At 62.1% G+C, this 17,010-nt stretch carries 19 protein-coding genes; 12 read left to right on the top strand and 7 right to left on the bottom strand.

Annotated features, from left to right (window positions below; genetic code table 11):
* Window positions 1-11: 11 nt before the first annotated feature.
* From PKE98_RS10490 to PKE98_RS10480, 3 genes are all read right to left on the bottom strand, one after another.
* Complete coding sequence (locus tag PKE98_RS10490) at window positions 12-1,061, bottom strand: alkene reductase (protein ID WP_271195240.1); 1,050 nt, start codon at window positions 1,059-1,061, stop codon at window positions 12-14.
* A 69-nt stretch (window positions 1,062-1,130) separates the two neighbouring features.
* Window positions 1,131-2,291 (bottom strand): MFS transporter, encoded by a 1,161-nt coding sequence (locus PKE98_RS10485; RefSeq protein WP_271195239.1) that lies wholly within the window; start codon window positions 2,289-2,291, stop codon window positions 1,131-1,133.
* Window positions 2,292-2,324: 33 nt separating this feature from the next.
* Window positions 2,325-2,627, bottom strand: a complete 303-nt coding sequence (locus PKE98_RS10480) for an ArsR/SmtB family transcription factor (protein ID WP_271195238.1) — start codon at window positions 2,625-2,627, stop codon at window positions 2,325-2,327.
* A 165-nt stretch (window positions 2,628-2,792) separates the two neighbouring features.
* Between PKE98_RS10480 and PKE98_RS10475 the strand changes: the two genes are divergently transcribed.
* Window positions 2,793-3,368, top strand: coding sequence for an acyl carrier protein phosphodiesterase (locus PKE98_RS10475; RefSeq protein ID WP_271195237.1), 576 nt, complete (start codon window positions 2,793-2,795; stop codon window positions 3,366-3,368).
* 316 nt (window positions 3,369-3,684) lie between these two features.
* Here the strand turns inward: PKE98_RS10475 and PKE98_RS10470 are convergent, their stop codons facing one another.
* Both PKE98_RS10470 and olsB read right to left on the bottom strand, forming a co-directional pair.
* Window positions 3,685-4,479, bottom strand: a complete 795-nt coding sequence (locus tag PKE98_RS10470; protein WP_271195236.1) for a lysophospholipid acyltransferase family protein — start codon at window positions 4,477-4,479, stop codon at window positions 3,685-3,687.
* Window positions 4,479-5,234: an L-ornithine N(alpha)-acyltransferase gene (gene olsB / locus PKE98_RS10465; protein ID WP_271195235.1), complete on the bottom strand. Its 756-nt coding sequence runs from the start codon at window positions 5,232-5,234 to the stop codon at window positions 4,479-4,481. Before olsB ends, PKE98_RS10470 begins: the two co-directional genes overlap by 1 nt.
* Before the next feature lie 135 nt (window positions 5,235-5,369).
* On the opposite strand from olsB, the gene PKE98_RS10460 reads away from it, so the two are divergent.
* The 8 genes from PKE98_RS10460 (at window position 5,370) to PKE98_RS10425 (ending at window position 11,476) form a co-directional block, all read left to right on the top strand.
* Window positions 5,370-6,251, top strand: a complete 882-nt coding sequence (locus PKE98_RS10460) for an acyl-CoA dehydrogenase middle domain-containing protein (RefSeq protein WP_271195234.1) — start codon at window positions 5,370-5,372, stop codon at window positions 6,249-6,251.
* A gap of 117 nt (window positions 6,252-6,368) precedes the next feature.
* Window positions 6,369-7,499 carry a serine hydrolase domain-containing protein gene (locus PKE98_RS10455; protein ID WP_271195233.1) on the top strand — a complete coding sequence of 377 codons (1,131 nt, stop codon included), beginning with the start codon at window positions 6,369-6,371 and terminating at the stop codon, window positions 7,497-7,499.
* A complete protein-coding gene (locus PKE98_RS10450) occupies window positions 7,499-7,852 on the top strand; it encodes an amidase (RefSeq protein WP_271195232.1) in 354 nt (117 codons plus the stop codon). Before PKE98_RS10455 ends, PKE98_RS10450 begins: the two co-directional genes overlap by 1 nt.
* Before the next feature lie 65 nt (window positions 7,853-7,917).
* Window positions 7,918-8,493: a YceI family protein gene (locus tag PKE98_RS10445; protein WP_271195231.1), complete on the top strand. Its 576-nt coding sequence runs from the start codon at window positions 7,918-7,920 to the stop codon at window positions 8,491-8,493.
* 53 nt (window positions 8,494-8,546) lie between these two features.
* Complete coding sequence (locus PKE98_RS10440; RefSeq protein ID WP_271195230.1) at window positions 8,547-9,704, top strand: phospholipase D-like domain-containing protein; 1,158 nt, start codon at window positions 8,547-8,549, stop codon at window positions 9,702-9,704.
* A 165-nt stretch (window positions 9,705-9,869) separates the two neighbouring features.
* Window positions 9,870-10,457 carry a DUF2846 domain-containing protein gene (locus PKE98_RS10435; protein ID WP_271195229.1) on the top strand — a complete coding sequence of 196 codons (588 nt, stop codon included), beginning with the start codon at window positions 9,870-9,872 and terminating at the stop codon, window positions 10,455-10,457.
* A gap of 100 nt (window positions 10,458-10,557) precedes the next feature.
* A complete protein-coding gene (locus PKE98_RS10430; protein WP_271195228.1) occupies window positions 10,558-11,139 on the top strand; it encodes a DJ-1/PfpI family protein in 582 nt (193 codons plus the stop codon).
* Window positions 11,140-11,173: 34 nt separating this feature from the next.
* Window positions 11,174-11,476, top strand: a complete 303-nt coding sequence (locus tag PKE98_RS10425; protein ID WP_271195227.1) for a ribbon-helix-helix domain-containing protein — start codon at window positions 11,174-11,176, stop codon at window positions 11,474-11,476.
* A 163-nt stretch (window positions 11,477-11,639) separates the two neighbouring features.
* Here the strand turns inward: PKE98_RS10425 and PKE98_RS10420 are convergent, their stop codons facing one another.
* Both PKE98_RS10420 and PKE98_RS10415 read right to left on the bottom strand, forming a co-directional pair.
* Window positions 11,640-11,951 carry a hypothetical protein gene (locus PKE98_RS10420; protein WP_271195226.1) on the bottom strand — a complete coding sequence of 104 codons (312 nt, stop codon included), beginning with the start codon at window positions 11,949-11,951 and terminating at the stop codon, window positions 11,640-11,642.
* 282 nt (window positions 11,952-12,233) lie between these two features.
* Complete coding sequence (locus PKE98_RS10415; RefSeq protein WP_271195225.1) at window positions 12,234-13,754, bottom strand: fumarate hydratase; 1,521 nt, start codon at window positions 13,752-13,754, stop codon at window positions 12,234-12,236.
* 220 nt (window positions 13,755-13,974) lie between these two features.
* Between PKE98_RS10415 and PKE98_RS10410 the strand changes: the two genes are divergently transcribed.
* The 3 genes from PKE98_RS10410 to PKE98_RS10400 are packed head-to-tail and all read left to right on the top strand — an operon-like array spanning window position 13,975 to window position 16,815.
* Window positions 13,975-15,102, top strand: a complete 1,128-nt coding sequence (locus PKE98_RS10410; protein WP_271195224.1) for a GGDEF domain-containing protein — start codon at window positions 13,975-13,977, stop codon at window positions 15,100-15,102.
* Window positions 15,095-16,033 carry an iron-sulfur-binding ferredoxin reductase gene (locus tag PKE98_RS10405; protein ID WP_271195223.1) on the top strand — a complete coding sequence of 313 codons (939 nt, stop codon included), beginning with the start codon at window positions 15,095-15,097 and terminating at the stop codon, window positions 16,031-16,033. Before PKE98_RS10410 ends, PKE98_RS10405 begins: the two co-directional genes overlap by 8 nt.
* Window positions 16,034-16,041: 8 nt before the next feature.
* Window positions 16,042-16,815, top strand: coding sequence for an enoyl-CoA hydratase-related protein (locus tag PKE98_RS10400; protein WP_271195222.1), 774 nt, complete (start codon window positions 16,042-16,044; stop codon window positions 16,813-16,815).
* The last annotated feature ends 195 nt before the right edge of the window (window positions 16,816-17,010 follow it).

The raw sequence follows: 17,010 nt of genomic DNA, 5'->3' as shown, positions 1-17,010 counted from the left end.
AACCAATCGCGTTACAGACGCGGGTAGTCGATATACCCCACCGGGCCGCTGCCGTAGAAGGTTTCCGGGTGCGGTTCGTTCAGCGGTGCGTCTTGTTGCAGACGCGCTGGCAGATCCGGGTTGGCAATAAACGGAATACCGAAGGCGATGGCATCGGCGCCGCCGCTGGCGAGCAGGGCGTTGGCGCTGTCTTTGGTGAAGCGTTCGTTGGCGATAAACGCGCCGCCGAAAGCTGCTTTCAGTTCAGCGCTGATGCTGTCGTCAGCCAGTTTTTCGCGGGTGAAGATAAAGGCGATGCCGCGTTTGCCCAGTTCACGCGCTACGTAGCTGAAGGTGGCCAGGCGGTCGGAGTCGCCCATGTCATGGCTGTCGGCACGCGGTGCCAAATGCACACCCACGCGACCCGGTTCCCATACCGACAACACGGCGTCGGTGACTTCCAGCATCAAGCGAGCGCGGTTTTCGATGGAGCCGCCGTACTGGTCGGTACGCTTGTTGGTGCTGTCTTGCAGAAACTGGTCGAGCAGGTAGCCGTTGGCGCCGTGTACTTCCACGCCGTCAAAACCGGCGGCCTTGGCGTTTTCCGCGCCGTGGCGATAGGCCTCGACGATATCGGCGATTTCTTCGGTTTCCAGGGCGCGCGGGGTAACGAAGTCTTTCAGCGGACGCACCAGGCTAACGTGGCCTTTAGGCGCGATGGCGCTTGGCGCTACCGGCAGTTCGCCGTCCAGGTAGCTGGGGTCGGAGACGCGGCCCACGTGCCACAGTTGCAGGAAAATCTTGCCGCCGTTGGCGTGTACCGCCTTGGTGATGTTGCTCCAGCCACGCACTTGCGCGTCGGACCAGATGCCCGGGGTGTTGGGGTAACCCACACCCATCGGTGTTACCGAGGTGGCTTCGCTGAGGATCAGGCCGGCGGATGCACGCTGGGCGTAGTACTCGGCCATCATGGCGTTGGGTACGCGGCCTTCGTCGGCGCGGCAGCGGGTGAGCGGGGCCATCACGATGCGGTTGTTCAGTTGCAGGTCGCCGATGGTAATAGGGTCGAAAAGAGTCGCCATGGGTACAAATCTCCGGGAACGTTAGTTAGTCAGTCACTGCCAGGTACGGCTTGGTTCGAACAACCGGGCTTAATCGAGCACCGGCTGCAGTTGGTTACGGGCATTGCTGGTCAGTTGCGTGGCGATCAGGGCGATGACCGCCAACACGGCGGCGGCCAGCGGCACGTCGGTCAGGCCCAGGCCACGGCTGATCACCACACCACCAACCCAGGCGCCCAGGGCGTTGCCGAGGTTGAAGGCGCCGATGTTCAGGGTGGAAATCAGGTTCGGTGCATCTTTGCCGAACGCCATCACGTTGATCTGCAGGGCGGGTACGGCAGCGAAGGCGGCCATGGCCCAGAGAAACAGGGTGATTTCTGCGGGAATCAGCGATTCGCTGGTAAAACTGAACAGGCTGGCCAATATCGCCAAGGCGATAAACACCCCGGTCAGTGTGGTGCCCAGACGCCAGTCAGCGAGTTTGCCGCCGAGGATATTGCCGATGGTCAGGCCCAGGCCGATCAATAGCAGGGTCCAGGTCACGCCAGTGGGCGACACGCCAGTCACCTCGCCGAGCATCGGTGCGATATAGGTGAACAGGGCGAACACCGAGGCGGAGAAAAACACGGTGGTGCTCAACGCCAACCACACACCGGCACCACGCATGGCACGCAGTTCAGTGCGCAGGTCGGCTTTTTCCTGATCGTGCTGGTGCGGCAGGGCACGCCACAGACCAATCAGCGCGACGATGCCGATCAGGGTCACGGCCCAGAAGGTCGAACGCCAGCCGGCGGCTTGACCGAGTGCGGTGCCCAACGGCACACCGAGCACGTTGGCCAGGGTCAGACCGGTAAACATCAGGGCCACTGCCGAGGCGCGGCGGTTGGCCGGCACAAGGCTGGCGGCAACCACCGAGCCGATACCGAAGAAGGCACCGTGGCACAGGGCTGTAATCACCCGCGCCAGCATTAGCATGTTGTAGTCGGTGGCCAGGGCACAGAAGAGGTTGCCGGCGATAAAGATGCTCATCAGGGCGAGCAATGCGGCCTTGCGCGGCCAGCTGGCGGTGACCATGGCCATAAAGGGCGCGCCGATGGCCACGCCCAGGGCGTAACCGGTCACCAGCCAGCCGGCGCCGGGGATGGACACGCCGAGGTCGGCAGCCACATCGGGCAGCAAGCCCATGATGACGAATTCCGTGGTGCCGATGGCAAAGGCCGATAGCGCCAGAACGATAAGTGCGAGGGGCATGGTGTGCTCCGGAAGGTGGGCGAGGCGGCTGGCTTACAGCGCGTCGTACAAATGGGTGATAAAGGCCTGGATGACGTCTTCGTTGCGTTTGAAGAAGTTCCATTGCCCAACCTTGCGGCTGGTCACCAGACCTGCGCGTTGCAAGCTGGCCAGGTGGCCGGAAACGGTGGACTGCGACAGGCCGGTTTTGTGGTCGAACTTGCCGGCACACACACCAATCTCGAACGGGTGGTCCTGTTCCAGGAAATGGGTGTGCGGGTCTTTCAACCACACCAGCATGTCGCGGCGCACCGGGTGGGCGAGGGCTTTGAAGATTTCGTCGAGGTCGATGGGCATGATGAAAACCACCTGTTTCGCTATGGATGCCGGGGTGTTTATCGGCTTGCGGCGAACTTTATATCGGTGACTTCCGATATACAGATTGATCGTGGCGATAGTGCACATCAGCAGCAGTGATCCAGAGGCTGGGATTTATCCTTGGCAAGGCCCTACACTCGCCCCATGAACTACCTCGCACATCTTCATCTGGGCGGCGATCAGCCGGCCCAACTGCTGGGCAGCCTGTACGGCGATTTCGTCAAAGGGCCGCTGGCCGGGCGTTTTCCTGCGCCGGTGGAGCACGCGATTGCCGTGCACCGGCGTATCGATGCCTACACCGACAGTCACCCGCTGGTGCTGCAGGCCAAGGCGCGTTTTCCCCAAGCACGGCGGCGGACGGCCGGCATTCTGCTGGACCTGTTTTTCGACCATTGCCTGGCCCGCCATTGGCGGCGCTATGCCGATGAGCCGCTGGCGCAGTTCACCGCGCGGGTGTACCGGGTGCTGGATAACGAGCCGGCGTTGCCCGAGCGTCTGGCCTATATCGCCCCGCGCATGGCGGCGCAGGATTGGCTGGGCAGCTACGAGGAATTTGCCGTGTTGCAGCAGGTACTGCTGGGCATGAGCAGGCGCCTGTCACGGCCGCAGATGCTGGAAGGGGCGATGGAGGAATTGCGTGAGTTGTACGAGCCGCTCACCGACGATTTTCACGCGTTTTATCCAGAGTTGCAGAGGTTTGCGCGGTTGCAGATCGGGTAGGTTTCGACTGGCGTGCACGGCTTACCATTCTGGATCCCAGCCTGCGCTGGGATGACGGAGTAGGTTCAACATCACCGTCGTACACCCCGCTACGCAGCTGACGAGCTCTCACCGGCGTGCACGGCTCACTATTCTGGATCCCAGCCTGCGCTGGGTGGTTCAACCATCACCGTCGTCCCAGCGCAGGCTGGGACCCAGAATTCACCGTCGTACACCCCGCTACGGAGCTGACATGCCCTTGCAGGGTGTGCTCCGCGCACCATGGCGCTGGCTGGGCGACCGCAACGGTGCGCATAGCACACCCTACGGGGGCGGGTTATGCCGCGAGGTCGGTGCCTTGCTCTTCCACTTCCACTGCCTCTGTCTCGCCAAACAACGCAAACCCGATCGCCCGGTGCGCTTGTTTGGCCAACACATTGCGCGAGGCACCCACGGTTTCAATCGGCTCCAGCAAATGAATGCGCACACTGGCCACATCGCTGGAGAGCAATCGCAGCAGGTGTGAAATCAGATCATCGTCGCCAACAAACGGCGCGATCTCGGTATCGATCTGGTTGTTGCGCACATACCGAATGGCCACCGGTTGCAACGCGGTGCCGGCCTCGATGGCGCTGCTCAGCAGGCGACCATGGAAGGTGCGCAGCTGGCGGCCGTCGGTGGTGGTGCCTTCGGGAAAAATCAGCAGCGAGCGCTGTTGCTGCAAATGCGCAAGCAATTGCTGGCCGAGCAGGGCGCTGTCGCCTGAGCCGCGGCGGATAAACAGGGTGCCGGCTTTCTTCGCCAGCCAACCGGCCACCGGCCAGGTGCGAACTTCGGCCTTGGACAGAAACGACAGCGGCGCCAGCATGCCCAGCAGCGGGATATCGGTCCACGACACGTGGTTGCTGATCCACAGCATTGGCTGTTTGGGCAGGCTGCCGCGCACTTCGATGGTGAACGGCAAGGCCGCACTCAGGCGCGCCAGGTACCAGCGGGTAAGACGTTGGCGAATGAGGCTTTCGTTGCGCAGGTGCAGGCGCTCCACCAGGGTCATGGTGCCGGCGACCAACAGGCCGAGGCCGACGGTGGCCAACAGCCTGGCGATGCGCCCGTACAGGCGCACCTTGCTCATCACACGGCCGCCTTAAAGTGGCGGGCGTAGCGAGGGCACAGCTCGTCGCGCTTGAGCAGAATAAATACGTCGGCTACTTGAAAATCCTGGTCCCAGCACGGCTCGCCGCACACCTTGGCGCCCAGACGCATGTAGGCCTTGAGCAGCGGCGGCATTTCGGCGATCACGTTGCCCGGCAGATCCAGGCTCGGCAGCGGGGTTTTCGGTTCCGCGCGCAGGTGTTCGGTGCACAGGTAGCGTTCGCGCAGGCGTTGCATGATGGCCTGGGCCTGAATGCCGCCGTCTTGCATGGGAATGCTGGCGCAGCCCATCAGGTAGCTGTAGCCGCCTTCATTGAGCACTTCGGCCAGTTCGCTCCAGAGCACGGCAATGGTGCCGCCGTTGCGGTAGGCCGGGTCGACGCAGGTGCGGCCGATTTCCAGCACCGGGCCTTGCAGATGGGCCAGGCCGTGCAGGCTGAATTCTTCTTCACTGTAGAAACGCCCCAGGCTGCGCGCGGCGTTGTGGTCCAGCAGGCGGGTGGTGGCCACCAGCGCGCCGGTGTTGAGGTCACGCACGCCAATATGGGCGCAGTGGCTGTCGTAGTCGTCCATATCCAGGCCCAACTCTGCGCCTTTGAGCTTGGCGTCGAACTCTTTGCTGAATACGCTAAAACGCAAGGCCTGGGCTTCGCGCAGGGCGCGGGGGCCGACCAGGCGCTCGGCCTGCAGACGGCGTTCGGCGGTGGTGTCGCGAGTGCGGGCGAGTGTAGACATCGAGTAGCCTCCATAAGCCGGCTTGATTGAGTTGCAGCCGGTCGACCTTGTTGGGCAAGCTCAGGCTAGGAATACCCGGTGTCATCACCATGAACCTTTGGTGATGCTTGCATGACAGTGAACGAGGACACGCTTATGTACTGGCAACGACTGCTCGCCTGCGCCGAGCGCCTGCCTGCAACGACGGGGTTGGAAGATTGGTATGCGGCACTGCTGGCCACACTGGGCGAGGGCGTGACGCCGTTTGAACTGGCGTTGCTCGGTGGCCGCCTGGCGCAAACGCCGGGCCTGGCGTTTCTGGCCGGCTACCAGGGGGCATTGCGCGCGCTCTGGCCGTCGGCGCCCTGGACGTTGGGCGCCCTGTGCGTCACCGAAAACCGCAGCGTGCGCCCGGCCGATATGCAGGTGCGCCTGGAGGGCCTGAGCCTGTCGGGGCGCAAGGATTTTGTCACCGCCGCCGATGCGTCCGACTGGCTGTTGGTCGCTGCCCGCAGCGAGTTACCCGGCGCCTCGCCGCAAGTGGCCTTGTGCGTGACCTACAACGGTGCCCCAGGCGTGCGGGTGGACGTGCTGCCGCCGCTGTCGTTGATGCCGGATGTCAGCCACGGCCGCCTGTATCTGGAGGCGGCGCAGTGCGAGCGTCTGCCGGGAGATGGCTGGGACGCTTACGCCAAACCCTTCCGCACCCTGGAAGACCTGCACGTACTCACCGCGTTGCTGGCCTGGCTGTACGGAGTGGCCGGCGACAATGCCTGGCCGCAACCGTTGAAGTTGCGCGTGCTGGCGTTGCTGGGCAGCTGTGCCGAAGTGGCTCGCCAGGGCGCGAACGAGCCGGCTACCCACTTGCTGTTGGCCGGCGTATTCGAGCAATTCAATCACCTGCGCGGTGAAATCGATTCGGCCATGGCCGCCGGCGAGCCGCACTGGCAAGACCTGTGGAAACGCGACAACAGCCTGCTGGAAATCGCCCGCGCAGCGCGCGATAAGCGCCTGCAAAATGCCTTGGCCACTTTGTAAGGAAAGCGGCAGCTGACTATTCGCGCCGAAGCGTCGTCTTGTGCGGCGCGTTCGGCGCTGTTGCCGTTCATCGGCCCCATGCTAGGGTTGGCGCCTTCTCCAACAAGAGGCTGCCCAATGCCCGCTCCTGCCTTTCGCCGCCTGAGTCTTGCGCTCGGTTTGCTCTGTTCCTTGCCCCCGGCTTTCGCCGAAACCTGGCCCGCTGCCGATTGGGCCGTGGCCCCGGTACCCGCCAGCCCGGCCGTTGCCGCGCTGGAGGCCTATGCATTTCCACAGCGCGATGACGACAGCCGCAAAGGCGTACGCACCGATGCACTGCTGGTGATTCGCGATGGACAGATTATTTATGAACGCTATGCCGGCCCCACCAAGGCCAGCACGCCGCACCTGGCCTGGTCGGTCAGCAAAAGCCTGATGGCCACCACCCTGGGTGTGGCCTACGGCAAAGGCCTGTTCAGGCTCGACGATCCGGTGGCCAAGTTCTACCCGCCGATGAGCCAACACGCGGACATCAAGATTGGGCACCTGTTGAACTGGGCCTCTGGCCTGGACTGGCAGGAGGGCTATGAATACGCACCGGTGAAATCCAGCGTGGTGGCGATGCTCTACACCCGTGGCCGCACGGACATGGCAGCGTTTACGGCCAGCTTTGGTCAGGCCGCTACGCCGGGCACGCGCTTTCTCTATTCCAGTGGCGACGCCAATCTGCTGTCGGCAGCGTTGCGCGGCATGGTCGGTACCGAGGCTTACAAAAATTACCCGTGGACGGCCTTGTTCGAGCCGCTGGGCATCACCAGCGCCGTCTGGGAAACCGATGCCGCCGGCACCTTCGTTGGCTCGTCCTATGCCTACCTGACCGCGCGCGATCTGGCGCGGGTCGGCTTGCTGATGGAACGTGATGGCCGTTGGGGCGAACAGCAACTCGTGCCCAAAGCCTGGGTCGATTTCAACCGCACGCCGTTCGCCAACTATCAGCCGTCGAAAGAAACCGAAGGCGATGCCATTCCCGGCGGCCAATGGTGGCTGAACGCGCCGATAGCAGGCGCCGCCAAACCCTGGCCGGATGCACCCGATGAGACGTTTGCCGCCCTCGGCCACTGGGGCCAGGCGCTGTATGTGCTGCCCAAGGAAAACCTGGTGATCGTGCGGTACGCCGATGACCGCGACCACAGCTACTCGCACGATGAATTGTTGAAGCTCGCCCAGGCGGCATTCGTCCCTGCCGTTCAAAATCGGGAGGCCAAGTGATGAGCGCCTTTATCAAACGTCGTCCCTTTAGCACTGTGCTGCTCATTATCGTGGTCGCGCTGGCCGCGTTGGCCTGGGTAAACCGCGTTCACCTGGCGGCCTTCCCCGGCATCATCGGCGCGCTGTCGGCCAAGGAATATTGCTCGTGCCGCTATGTGATGGATAACGAGGCCGGCTACTGCAAGAGCTACGTCAAACAGATTATCCCCATCAGCGGCTTTTTTGATGACGAGGCCAACAAGCGCGTAACCGCACGCGGCCTGGGCAGCACGCAGACGGCACAGTGGAAGAGCCAGCGCGAAGGTTGCCAACTGCTGCCACAGGCGGCAGAGCTGCCGGCGGGCTCGAACTAATCCGGGGTTTGCATGCCTGACTCAGGCGGTTAAGGTGCCGCCTGAGTCAGTTACCCGGAGTCGCAATGTTCAAGTGGTTAGTCTTCTCCCTGGCTGCGTTTACGCTGCCAGCGGCACACGCAAGCTGGTACCTCGACAACGAGTCCTCGCGCCTTTCGTTTATCTCCACCAAGGGCGGCAAGCTGTCGGAGGTGCATCGTTTTCTCACCCTGCATGGCCAGATCGAAGACAGCGGCGCGGCCACCTTGCGGGTCGAGCTGGATTCGGCCAGCACCGGAATCCCCCTGCGTGACGAGCGTTTGCGCACGCTGTTGTTCGACACCGAGCACTTTCCCGAAGCGTTGATTACCGCGCAAATCGACCTGGCGCCCATCACCACCCTGGCACCCGGTGCACAGTTGGAATTGCGCCTGCCTTTGACGGTCGAACTGCATGGCCAGCGGCAAACCGATACGGCCGAGTTGCTGGTTACCCGCCTGGATGAACAACGTTTTCAAGTGGTGACGCTCGCGCCGCTGGTGCTGCAGGTTGAAGACTTCGACCTCAGCGACGGCCTTGAGGCGCTGCGCAAGCTGGCGGGCGTTTCTACGATCAGTTGGTCGGTGCCGGTGGGCGCCGTACTTATTTTTACCGTGCGCTAATGAAAGGTAAGCAGGGAGTCGACCGTGGTTGAACCGCAAAGGAAGCAGGCCTGATGCCGGGACGAATCTACCCGTGGCGCACCGATAACGGCTTTGAGCTGTTGGTGGACGGGCCGCAGTTTTTCCCGCGAATGTTTGAATGCATCACCCGCGCCCAGCGCCAGGTGGAGCTGGAGTTGTACCTGGTGGAGTCCGGCGCGTGCGTGGACTTGCTGGTGCAGGTGCTGTGCGCAGCGGCCGAGCGGGGCGTGCAGGTGCGCTGCCTGTTTGACGGCTTCGGCAGTTCGGCGTTTTCGGTTGTCGACCGTGAGCGCCTGGTGCAGGCCGGCATCGACCTGCGCTTCTACAACCCGATCAAGATCTGGCGCTGGCAGCGCAACCTGTACCGCGACCACCGCAAGTTGCTGTTGGTCGATGGCGCCGTGGCCTTTGTCGGCGGCACCGGCGTTACCGATGCGTTCTGGACACCTGGCGAAGACCATAGCGCCTGGCACGAAGTGATGGTGGAAATCACCGGGCCGCTGGTGCAGGACTGGCAGCACCTTTTCGAACAGCAATGGCTGGCTAACCCACAGAATCGAGCATGGCTGCCGTTCAAGCCGGGCCCGCGGCCACGCATTCCCATGCTTCCAGTGGGTGGCGCGGGGCTGGGGCGGGTGGCCTATGCCAACGCCATGCAGCACCGCGATATCGTGCAGTCACTGGTGCGCGCCTTGAACAGCGCGCAGCGGCGCATCTGGCTGGCGACGCCGTATTTTCTGCCGAGCTGGAAAGTGCGCCGTTCCTTGCGCAAGGCGGCGCAACGCGGCGTGGATGTGCAACTGCTACTGACGGGGCGGCAAACCGACAACCCGCCTGTGCGCTTTGCCGGCCAGCGCTACTACCCGCGCCTGCTGCGGGCCGGCGTGAAAATCTTCGAATACCAGCCGTGTTTTCTGCACCTGAAAATGGTGCTGGTGGATGACTGGACCAGCATCGGCTCATGCAACTTCGACCACTGGAATCTGCGCTTCAACCTCGAGGCCAATCTGGAAGCGGTAGAGCCGCCGCTGACCGCTGCGGTGGTGCAGAGCTTTAGCAACGACTTCGGTCAGAGCAAGGAAATCACCCTGGAACTGTGGAAGTCGCGACCGTTGTGGAAGCGCGTGCAGCAGCGGTTGTGGGGCTGGATGGATCGGTTGGTGGTGAATCTGCTGGATCGGCGCAAATGACTGAGGGTTAATCGAGGCCGAAGCCTCTCCTACAGGTGCTCGTGGTTGGGTGTAGGAGAGGCTTCAGCCTCCATACCTACAAACGGTGATCCCAGCCTTTTGTCGGGTGTTCTTCAGCGCCGCCCTCGCTATCCTCAGCGCCATAACCAGAAGAGGAATGCGCGCTTGAGCCGACATCACCCACTCGTTGTTTTTCTGCTGCTGTGCCTGGCCGGCTGCTCTTCTCCCGGTGCCTTTCTCGACACCAACGACGGCCCGCTCTTCACCCCCCATGCGCTGAGCGATGAAGACCATGCGCTGGTCTATCTCTATCGCCCACAGAGCGACTGGGCCGATCAGGAGATCGAAGCCCCGGGGTTGTTCCTCAATAAAAAACTCATCGGCAGCCTGCCCAGCAACAGCTACCTGGTGCTCGAACTGGATATGGCCAGCTATCCGCTGGAAATGCGTCGTCCGCTGTTCGGTTCGTTCTGGACTGCCTTGGCCGATGGCACCTTCGACTTCACCCGCATCGCCGGTTTCAATCTGGATGTAGGCGCCGGTGGCACTTATTACCTGCGCTACGACGAACTCAATCCGCCGCCGGTGGCGGAGGGCACCACCACCCTGGGCGACGGCCCGCTGCAGTTGGTGTCGGCGAGCCTCGCCGAAAAAGAGATCGGCGCCACCCACGAATTTCAGGCCGCGCAGCGCTTCACGGCAGAAGGGGAGCGGAAAAGCGAACCAGGTTTTTGGGGTGCGTTGGGGCTTTGAGGGCGAATTGAGCAGGTAGTACTAGCCTATTACCTGCCCCGTAAGCGGCGCGGCAATACTGGCCACGCACTTACTTATTCACCTGCCTGGAGTCACCCCGATGGCCGCTAAAAAGATTCTGATGCTGGTTGGCGATTACGTTGAAGACTACGAAGTGATGGTGCCGTTTCAGGCGCTGCAGATGGTCGGCCATACCGTTCACGCCGTCTGCCCGGACAAGAGCGCCGGGCAAAGCGTGCGCACCGCCATCCATGATTTCGAGGGTGACCAGACCTACAGCGAAAAGCCTGGCCATAACTTTGCCCTGAATTTCGATTTCGCCAAGGTCAAGGCCAAGGATTACGACGGCCTTGTGGTGCCCGGCGGCCGTTCGCCCGAGTACCTGCGGTTGAACAAGAAGGTGCTGGACCTGGTGAAAGCCTTCGATAAAGCCGGCAAGCCGATTGCCGCCGTCTGCCACGGTGCGCAACTGCTGGCCGCTGCCGGCATTCTCAAAGGCCGCGAGTGCAGCGCTTACCCGGCGTGCGCCCCGGAAGTGAAGCTGGCGGGCGGTACCTATGTGGAAATCGCCGTGGACCACGCCCACATTGAAGGCAACCTGGTCAGCGCCCCGGCCTGGCCGGCGCACCCGAACTGGCTGGCGGGTTTTCTGTTGCTGCTCGGCACCCAGATCACGCTGTAAGCTGCACCGCCACGTTTTGAAAGGAGCAGGGTTTATGTGTGAGCTGTACGTAAAGGCCGATCCGATTCTGTATGAGTCACGCTCGCGGTCGCTGCGCATTTGCGGCGTAGTGACGACCCTGCGCCTGGAAAACCAGTTCTGGGACATCCTCAGCGAGATTGCCGCAGTCGATGGCATGACCACCAACCAACTGATCAGCAAGTTGTACGAAGAAGTGATGGACTACCGCGGCGAGGTGGTGAACTTCGCCTCGTTTCTGCGGGTGAGCTGCTGCCGATATCTGGCGCAGCCGCAGGACAAGCGGGCACCGTTGAGCTTGGTGGCTAATCGGTCGTAGTGGGGGAGCGTCGGTTTGCAGAAATCGCGGCTGAAGCCGCGATGTTTGTCAGGTCTGAGACGCCGGTCAGGAATGTACTACCCAGTTAGTCTGTAAGCATTTCGCTCAATTTGTGTAGGACAAAACTTACGAAGAGGCATCCTGGCTTACTTTTGTAGGACAATCACCAGTACAGCGTAACGATGGTAGGGCCGGTTTCGGAACCTTTCACGTCGCTGACGGCATTGCTTTTCAGCGGGGATTCGGTGCGCGCGCCATTGCTCTCACGGTCAACACGGAAGCTGTTGATGCCGTCGCAATTGTGATTCTCAACGCGAACTGTCTGGCCGTTGCTGCCGCTGCTGAGTTCGCATGCGGAGGTAATGGTGATACCGATGGCCAAGTTGCCAGAGGCTTGCCCTGCCTGGGCTTGAGCGCCCATAAGGGTAAAAGCTACGGCTGCTACGAGGGACGCAAAACGACTACTGCTGGTCATACCAAATCGCTCTTTGATGGTTCGGGTTGACTGCACTCAGGCAGCAAAGCGTTTACAACCATCCGTAGCGATCCGGGTTCCTGCCCCGGGGGTTTGTACGCATATTCCGTCATTTCCGTGGCGCCAATCTTACCCATGGGGATGTCAGCCTGCCACTACCGTTTGTAAGCCATTCGCTATGGTGTCGTGTATGACATTGTCCTTGTCGTTTTTATCGTTTTTTCTGACGTCAAAAAAATACCCGGCACGTGACCGGGTATTTTTACCGCGCTTTAGTGGCGTTTAAATTTCAACCGCCAGGCTGTCGCTGATTTTCTTCTGCCAGATGGCAGGCCCAGTGATGTGCACCGATTCGCCCTTGGTGTCGACCGCCACGGTAACCGGCATGTCTTTCACTTCGAACTCATAGATGGCTTCCATCCCCAGCTCAGCAAAGGCCAGCACCTTGGACTTCTTGATGGCCTGCGCCACCAGGTAGGCAGCACCGCCAACGGCCATCAGGTACACAGCCTTGTTGTCCTTGATCGCTTCGATGGCAATCGGGCCACGTTCGGATTTGCCGATCATGCCCAGCAGGCCGGTTTGCTCGAGGATCTGACGGGTGAACTTGTCCATCCGCGTAGCGGTGGTCGGGCCGGCCGGGCCCACGACTTCGTCGCCTACCGGGTCAACCGGGCCAACGTAGTAGATGAAGCGACCCTTGAGGTCCACCGGCAGGCTTTCGCCTTTGTTGAGCATTTCCACCATGCGCTTGTGCGCAGCATCGCGGCCGGTCAGCATTTTGCCGTTGAGCAGCACGGTCTCGCCTGGCTGCCAGCTTTGCACCTCTTCCGGGGTCAGGGTGTCGAGGTTGACGCGACGGGCCGACGGGCCGGCTTCCCAGACGATTTCCGGGTAGGCGTCCAAAGGTGGCGCTTCCAGCGAGGCCGGGCCGCTACCGTCCAGCACAAAGTGGGCGTGACGGGTGGCGGCGCAGTTGGGGATCATGCACACCGGCAGGGAGGCCGCATGGGTCGGGTAGTCCATGATTTTCACGTCAAGCACGGTGGTCAGGCCGCCCAGGCCCTGGGCGCCGATGCCCAGCTGGTTGACCTTCTCGAACAGCTCCAGGCGCATCTCTTCGAGCTTGTTCTGCGGGCCGCGGGCTTTGAGCTCGTGGATGTCGATGGACTCCATCAACACTTCCTTGGCCATTACCGCAGCTTTTTCGGCCGTGCCGCCGATGCCGATGCCGAGCATGCCCGGTGGGCACCAGCCAGCACCCATGGTCGGTACGGTTTTCAGCACCCAGTCGACGATCGAGTCGGACGGGTTGAGCATGGCCATCTTCGATTTGTTTTCGGAGCCGCCGCCTTTGGCCGCCACGTCCACTTCCACGGTGTTGCCGGGAACGATGGAGTAGTGGATGACCGCCGGGGTGTTGTCCTTGGTGTTCTTGCGCGCGCCTGCCGGGTCGGCAAGGATGGATGCACGCAGCACGTTTTCCGGCAGGTTGTAGGCGCGACGCACGCCTTCGTTGATCATGTCGTCCAGGCCCATGGTGGCGCCGTCCCAGCGCACGTCCATGCCCACGCGTACAAATACGGTGACGATGCCAGTGTCTTGGCAGATCGGCCGGTGGCCGGTGGCACACATGCGCGAGTTGATCAGAATCTGGGCCATGGAATCACGGGCCGCTGGCGATTCTTCGCGCAGATAGGCCTCGTGCATCGCCTGGATAAAGTCCACGGGGTGGTAATAAGAAATGAACTGTAAAGCGTCGGCGACGCTCTGAATCAGGTCGTCTTGCTTGATCACGGTCATGCAGCGCGCTCCTCTATAAACACGGGAACATCTAAGCGCGCGGGGCAATGGCCCAGCAGGCTTGGGAAGGCAAAAAAGGCGCGGCAGTATAACGCGCAGGGCCTGGTTGGCGCACCCGCTGACAATAGACCTTGGTCGATTAACGCACGAACGGGCGTACTAGGTTTTTTGCTAGCACCTAGGTACAGTGACGGCACGATGCCAGTACGGGACGGAGCCCATGAGCAGCGCTAAAAAGAAGGGTACCCAGAAAGCCCTGCAAAGCCTGCTGCTGAAGCGATTCGGCATGGCTGCGGCTACTTACGGCCTGACGTTGCTGCTGTTCGTGGTGTTGGTCGTCAGCGACCAGTACCAGGGCGAACTCTCCACGGCGCTGCTCTGCGCCGGCCTGGTGATCTTCAGTCAGTTGGTGTTCTTCGGCATCTTTATCAGCGGCACCAACCTGCGTTTTAACGACCCCAGTCTCACCGAGCCGCAGGTCATCGTCGCCCTCGGCATGCACACCTACCTGATGTATCACCTGCACAGTGCTCGCGGCACCATGCTGGTCTTCTATCTATTGATTTTGCTGTTCGGCGTTTTCCAGCTGGCCCCGCGGGTATTTGCCCGTTGCGCGGCGCTGGCCTTCTTTGGTTTCGCCTTTATCAACCTGTGGGACGGTTTCCAGATGCGCCTGGCCGACCCTCAACTCGCCGCCCTGCAAGTGGGCGTGCTGGCGGTGATGCTGGTCTGGCTCAGCCTGTTTGCCGGCTATGTGCAGGCGCTGCGCCAACGCATGCGCCAGCGCCGCTTCGCCCTGCAAGCCCACCAGGACACCTTGCGCGGCATGATGCGCCAGCTCGAAGACCTGGTGGCCACCGACGAACTCACCGGCCTGTTCAACCGCCGCCACTTTCTGCGCCTGGCGGCCCGTGAGCTGGACAGCCTCGACCCGGATCGCCAGCACGGCCTGGCGCTGATTGATCTCGATCACTTCAAACGCATCAACGACCAGCACGGCCACGCCAGCGGCGACCGCGTGCTGCAAACGTTCGCCACCGTGGCTCAGGCCTGCCTGCGCGACGGCGATGTACTGGCGCGCTACGGCGGCGAGGAGTTTGTGCTGTTGCTGCCCAACACCGACGCCGACCAACTCACCGCCTGCTGCGAACGCCTGCGCGAAGCCTTTGCCAGTGCCGAACCGGTGGGCGTGAAAGTGCACAGCATCAGCCTCTCCGCCGGCATGACCTTGCTCGAAGCCGGCGACGATCTGGACGAAGCCCTGCACCGTGCCGACCAGGCGCTGTACCGAGCCAAGCACAGTGGGCGCAATTGCTGCCACGCGGCCTGGGAGAGCAGTGGTGCCTGAGCTGCGCGTAGCGGGGCAGGCGTACCCGGTAAACCCTGGCAGCAATCTGCTCGATGCCTTGCTCGCAGCTGGGATCGCCGTGCCCTACAGCTGCCGCGCTGGCAGTTGCCATGCTTGCATGGTGCGCTGCGTGAGTGGCGAGCCGCTGGATAACAACCCTGATGCATTAAGCGCCGCCCAACGTGCGCAGGGGTGGCGCCTGGCTTGCCAATGCCGGGTGGTGGATGACCTCAACGTCGAGGTGTTCGACCCCGTTCGCGACGGGCTGCCGGCCACCATTGCCAGCGTCGATTGGCCCAGCCCCAACGTGCTGCGACTGCGGTTGGCGCCCGAGCGGCCGCTGCGTTATCGCGCCGGCCAGCACCTGCTGTTATGGACCGCCAGCGGCATCGCCCGGCCTTACTCGTTGGCCAGCCTGGCAGGCGAAGACCCGTGGCTGGAGTTTCATATCGACTGTCGCCACAGCGGTGCCTTCAGCGATGCAGCGCGCCAATTCCAGGCGGGCGACACCTTGCGCCTGGGCGAACTGCGCGGCGGCGCCTTGCACTACGACCCCAACTGGCAACAACGACCGCTGCTGTTGATGGGCGCGGGCACTGGCCTGGCACCGTTATATGGCCTGCTGCGCGATGCTTTGCGCCAGGATCACCAGGGCAACATTCGCCTTGTGCACGTGGCCGCCCACAGCAGCGAGCACTACCTCGCCACCGAATTGCAGGCGCTGGCGGCGGGCCATCCGCAGCTGCAAATCGAACGGGTGGAAGCGGCCGAGTTGCCAGCCGCTTTGGCCGAACTACGCCTTGTTTCGCGGCAAACCCTCGCCTTACTCTGCGGCCAGCCGGCCAGTATCGAAACCTTCTCGCGCCGGCTCTATCTGGCAGGTCTGCCGCGCAATCAAATGTACGCCGACCTGTTCTTGCCCCATGCGTGAGGATGGTTATGAGCGAACATGTACTGGTGGAGCGCGAAGAGGGCCTGTTGACCCTGCGCCTGCACCGTCTCGATAAGAAAAACGCGCTCACCCGCGCCATGTACAGCCGCATGGCCCAAGTGCTCGAAGACGCCGACAGCGACCCGAGCGTACGCGCGGTGCTGATTTGCGGTGGTGAACAATGCTTCACCAGCGGCAACGACATCGCCGACTTTCTGCAGGAGCCAACCACCGGCATGGACAGCCCGGTGTTCGCCTTTATGCAGGCCCTGTTCGACATGAAAAAGCCCGTGGTCGCTGCCGTGGCGGGCCCCGCCGTGGGCATTGGCACCACGTTGCTGCTGCACTGCGACCTGGTGTACGTAAGCCAGGACGCTACGCTGAAAATGCCCTTTGTGGCGCTCGGTCTGTGCCCGGAATATGGCTCGAGTTTTATCCTGCCGCAGATGCTCGGCCACGCCAAAGCAGCCGAGCTGTTGCTGCTTGGGGAAGCGTTTACCGGCGCGCAGGCGGCCGAATGGGGCATTGCCAATCAGGCCCTGGAAAATGGCGCAGCCACCCTGACCAAAGCCAGGGAAATGGCCAAACGCTTCCTGCACTTGCCGCCCAAGGCAGTGGAAGTGAGCAAGCAATTGATGCGTGGACCGGGCCGTGAACACCTGCGCCAGGTAATTGCCGAGGAGGGGGCACTGTTCAACCAACGTCTGCGCTCGCCAGAGGCGATTGAAGCGTTGTCAGCGTTTATGCAACGGCGCAAACCGGATTTCGGTAGGTTCGCGTAAAGCAGACGCAGTGCGCCTTGGTAGGGTGTGCTCCGTGTTCAGCCGGGGGACATAGGTAACGGGTGTCGGGAGACATAGGTAACGCATTTAGGCTTAAGGGCTTCATCGAATCGGGAGATCGAGTGATGCCTTGGCCGGAGCGCAGCACTATGTCGATAAGGCGTGAATTTGTTCTGCTGGCGGGACAGCCCCAAA

Origin of the sequence: Pseudomonas turukhanskensis (assembly GCF_027922365.1) — a bacterium.
Classification (GTDB): Bacteria; Pseudomonadota; Gammaproteobacteria; order Pseudomonadales; family Pseudomonadaceae; genus Aquipseudomonas; species Aquipseudomonas turukhanskensis.
Note: the sequence above shows the minus strand (reverse complement) of the source record. Positions and strands in the feature narration are given on the sequence as shown.

Bases quoted from the DNA above. Each gene is read 5' to 3' on its own strand.
- PKE98_RS10490 (WP_271195240.1), bottom strand. From the start codon at position 1,061: ATGGCGACTCTTTTCGACCCTATTACCATCGGCGACCTGCAACTGAAC.
- PKE98_RS10485 (WP_271195239.1), bottom strand. From the start codon at position 2,291: ATGCCCCTCGCACTTATCGTTCTGGCGCTATCGGCCTTTGCCATCGGC.
- PKE98_RS10480 (WP_271195238.1), bottom strand. From the start codon at position 2,627: ATGCCCATCGACCTCGACGAAATCTTCAAAGCCCTCGCCCACCCGGTG.
- PKE98_RS10475 (WP_271195237.1), top strand. From the start codon at position 2,793: ATGAACTACCTCGCACATCTTCATCTGGGCGGCGATCAGCCGGCCCAA.
- PKE98_RS10470 (WP_271195236.1), bottom strand. From the start codon at position 4,479: ATGAGCAAGGTGCGCCTGTACGGGCGCATCGCCAGGCTGTTGGCCACC.
- olsB (WP_271195235.1), bottom strand. From the start codon at position 5,234: ATGTCTACACTCGCCCGCACTCGCGACACCACCGCCGAACGCCGTCTG.
- PKE98_RS10460 (WP_271195234.1), top strand. From the start codon at position 5,370: ATGTACTGGCAACGACTGCTCGCCTGCGCCGAGCGCCTGCCTGCAACG.
- PKE98_RS10455 (WP_271195233.1), top strand. From the start codon at position 6,369: ATGCCCGCTCCTGCCTTTCGCCGCCTGAGTCTTGCGCTCGGTTTGCTC.
- PKE98_RS10450 (WP_271195232.1), top strand. From the start codon at position 7,499: ATGAGCGCCTTTATCAAACGTCGTCCCTTTAGCACTGTGCTGCTCATT.
- PKE98_RS10445 (WP_271195231.1), top strand. From the start codon at position 7,918: ATGTTCAAGTGGTTAGTCTTCTCCCTGGCTGCGTTTACGCTGCCAGCG.
- PKE98_RS10440 (WP_271195230.1), top strand. From the start codon at position 8,547: ATGCCGGGACGAATCTACCCGTGGCGCACCGATAACGGCTTTGAGCTG.
- PKE98_RS10430 (WP_271195228.1), top strand. From the start codon at position 10,558: ATGGCCGCTAAAAAGATTCTGATGCTGGTTGGCGATTACGTTGAAGAC.
- PKE98_RS10425 (WP_271195227.1), top strand. From the start codon at position 11,174: ATGTGTGAGCTGTACGTAAAGGCCGATCCGATTCTGTATGAGTCACGC.
- PKE98_RS10420 (WP_271195226.1), bottom strand. From the start codon at position 11,951: ATGACCAGCAGTAGTCGTTTTGCGTCCCTCGTAGCAGCCGTAGCTTTT.
- PKE98_RS10415 (WP_271195225.1), bottom strand. From the start codon at position 13,754: ATGACCGTGATCAAGCAAGACGACCTGATTCAGAGCGTCGCCGACGCT.
- PKE98_RS10410 (WP_271195224.1), top strand. From the start codon at position 13,975: ATGAGCAGCGCTAAAAAGAAGGGTACCCAGAAAGCCCTGCAAAGCCTG.
- PKE98_RS10400 (WP_271195222.1), top strand. From the start codon at position 16,042: ATGAGCGAACATGTACTGGTGGAGCGCGAAGAGGGCCTGTTGACCCTG.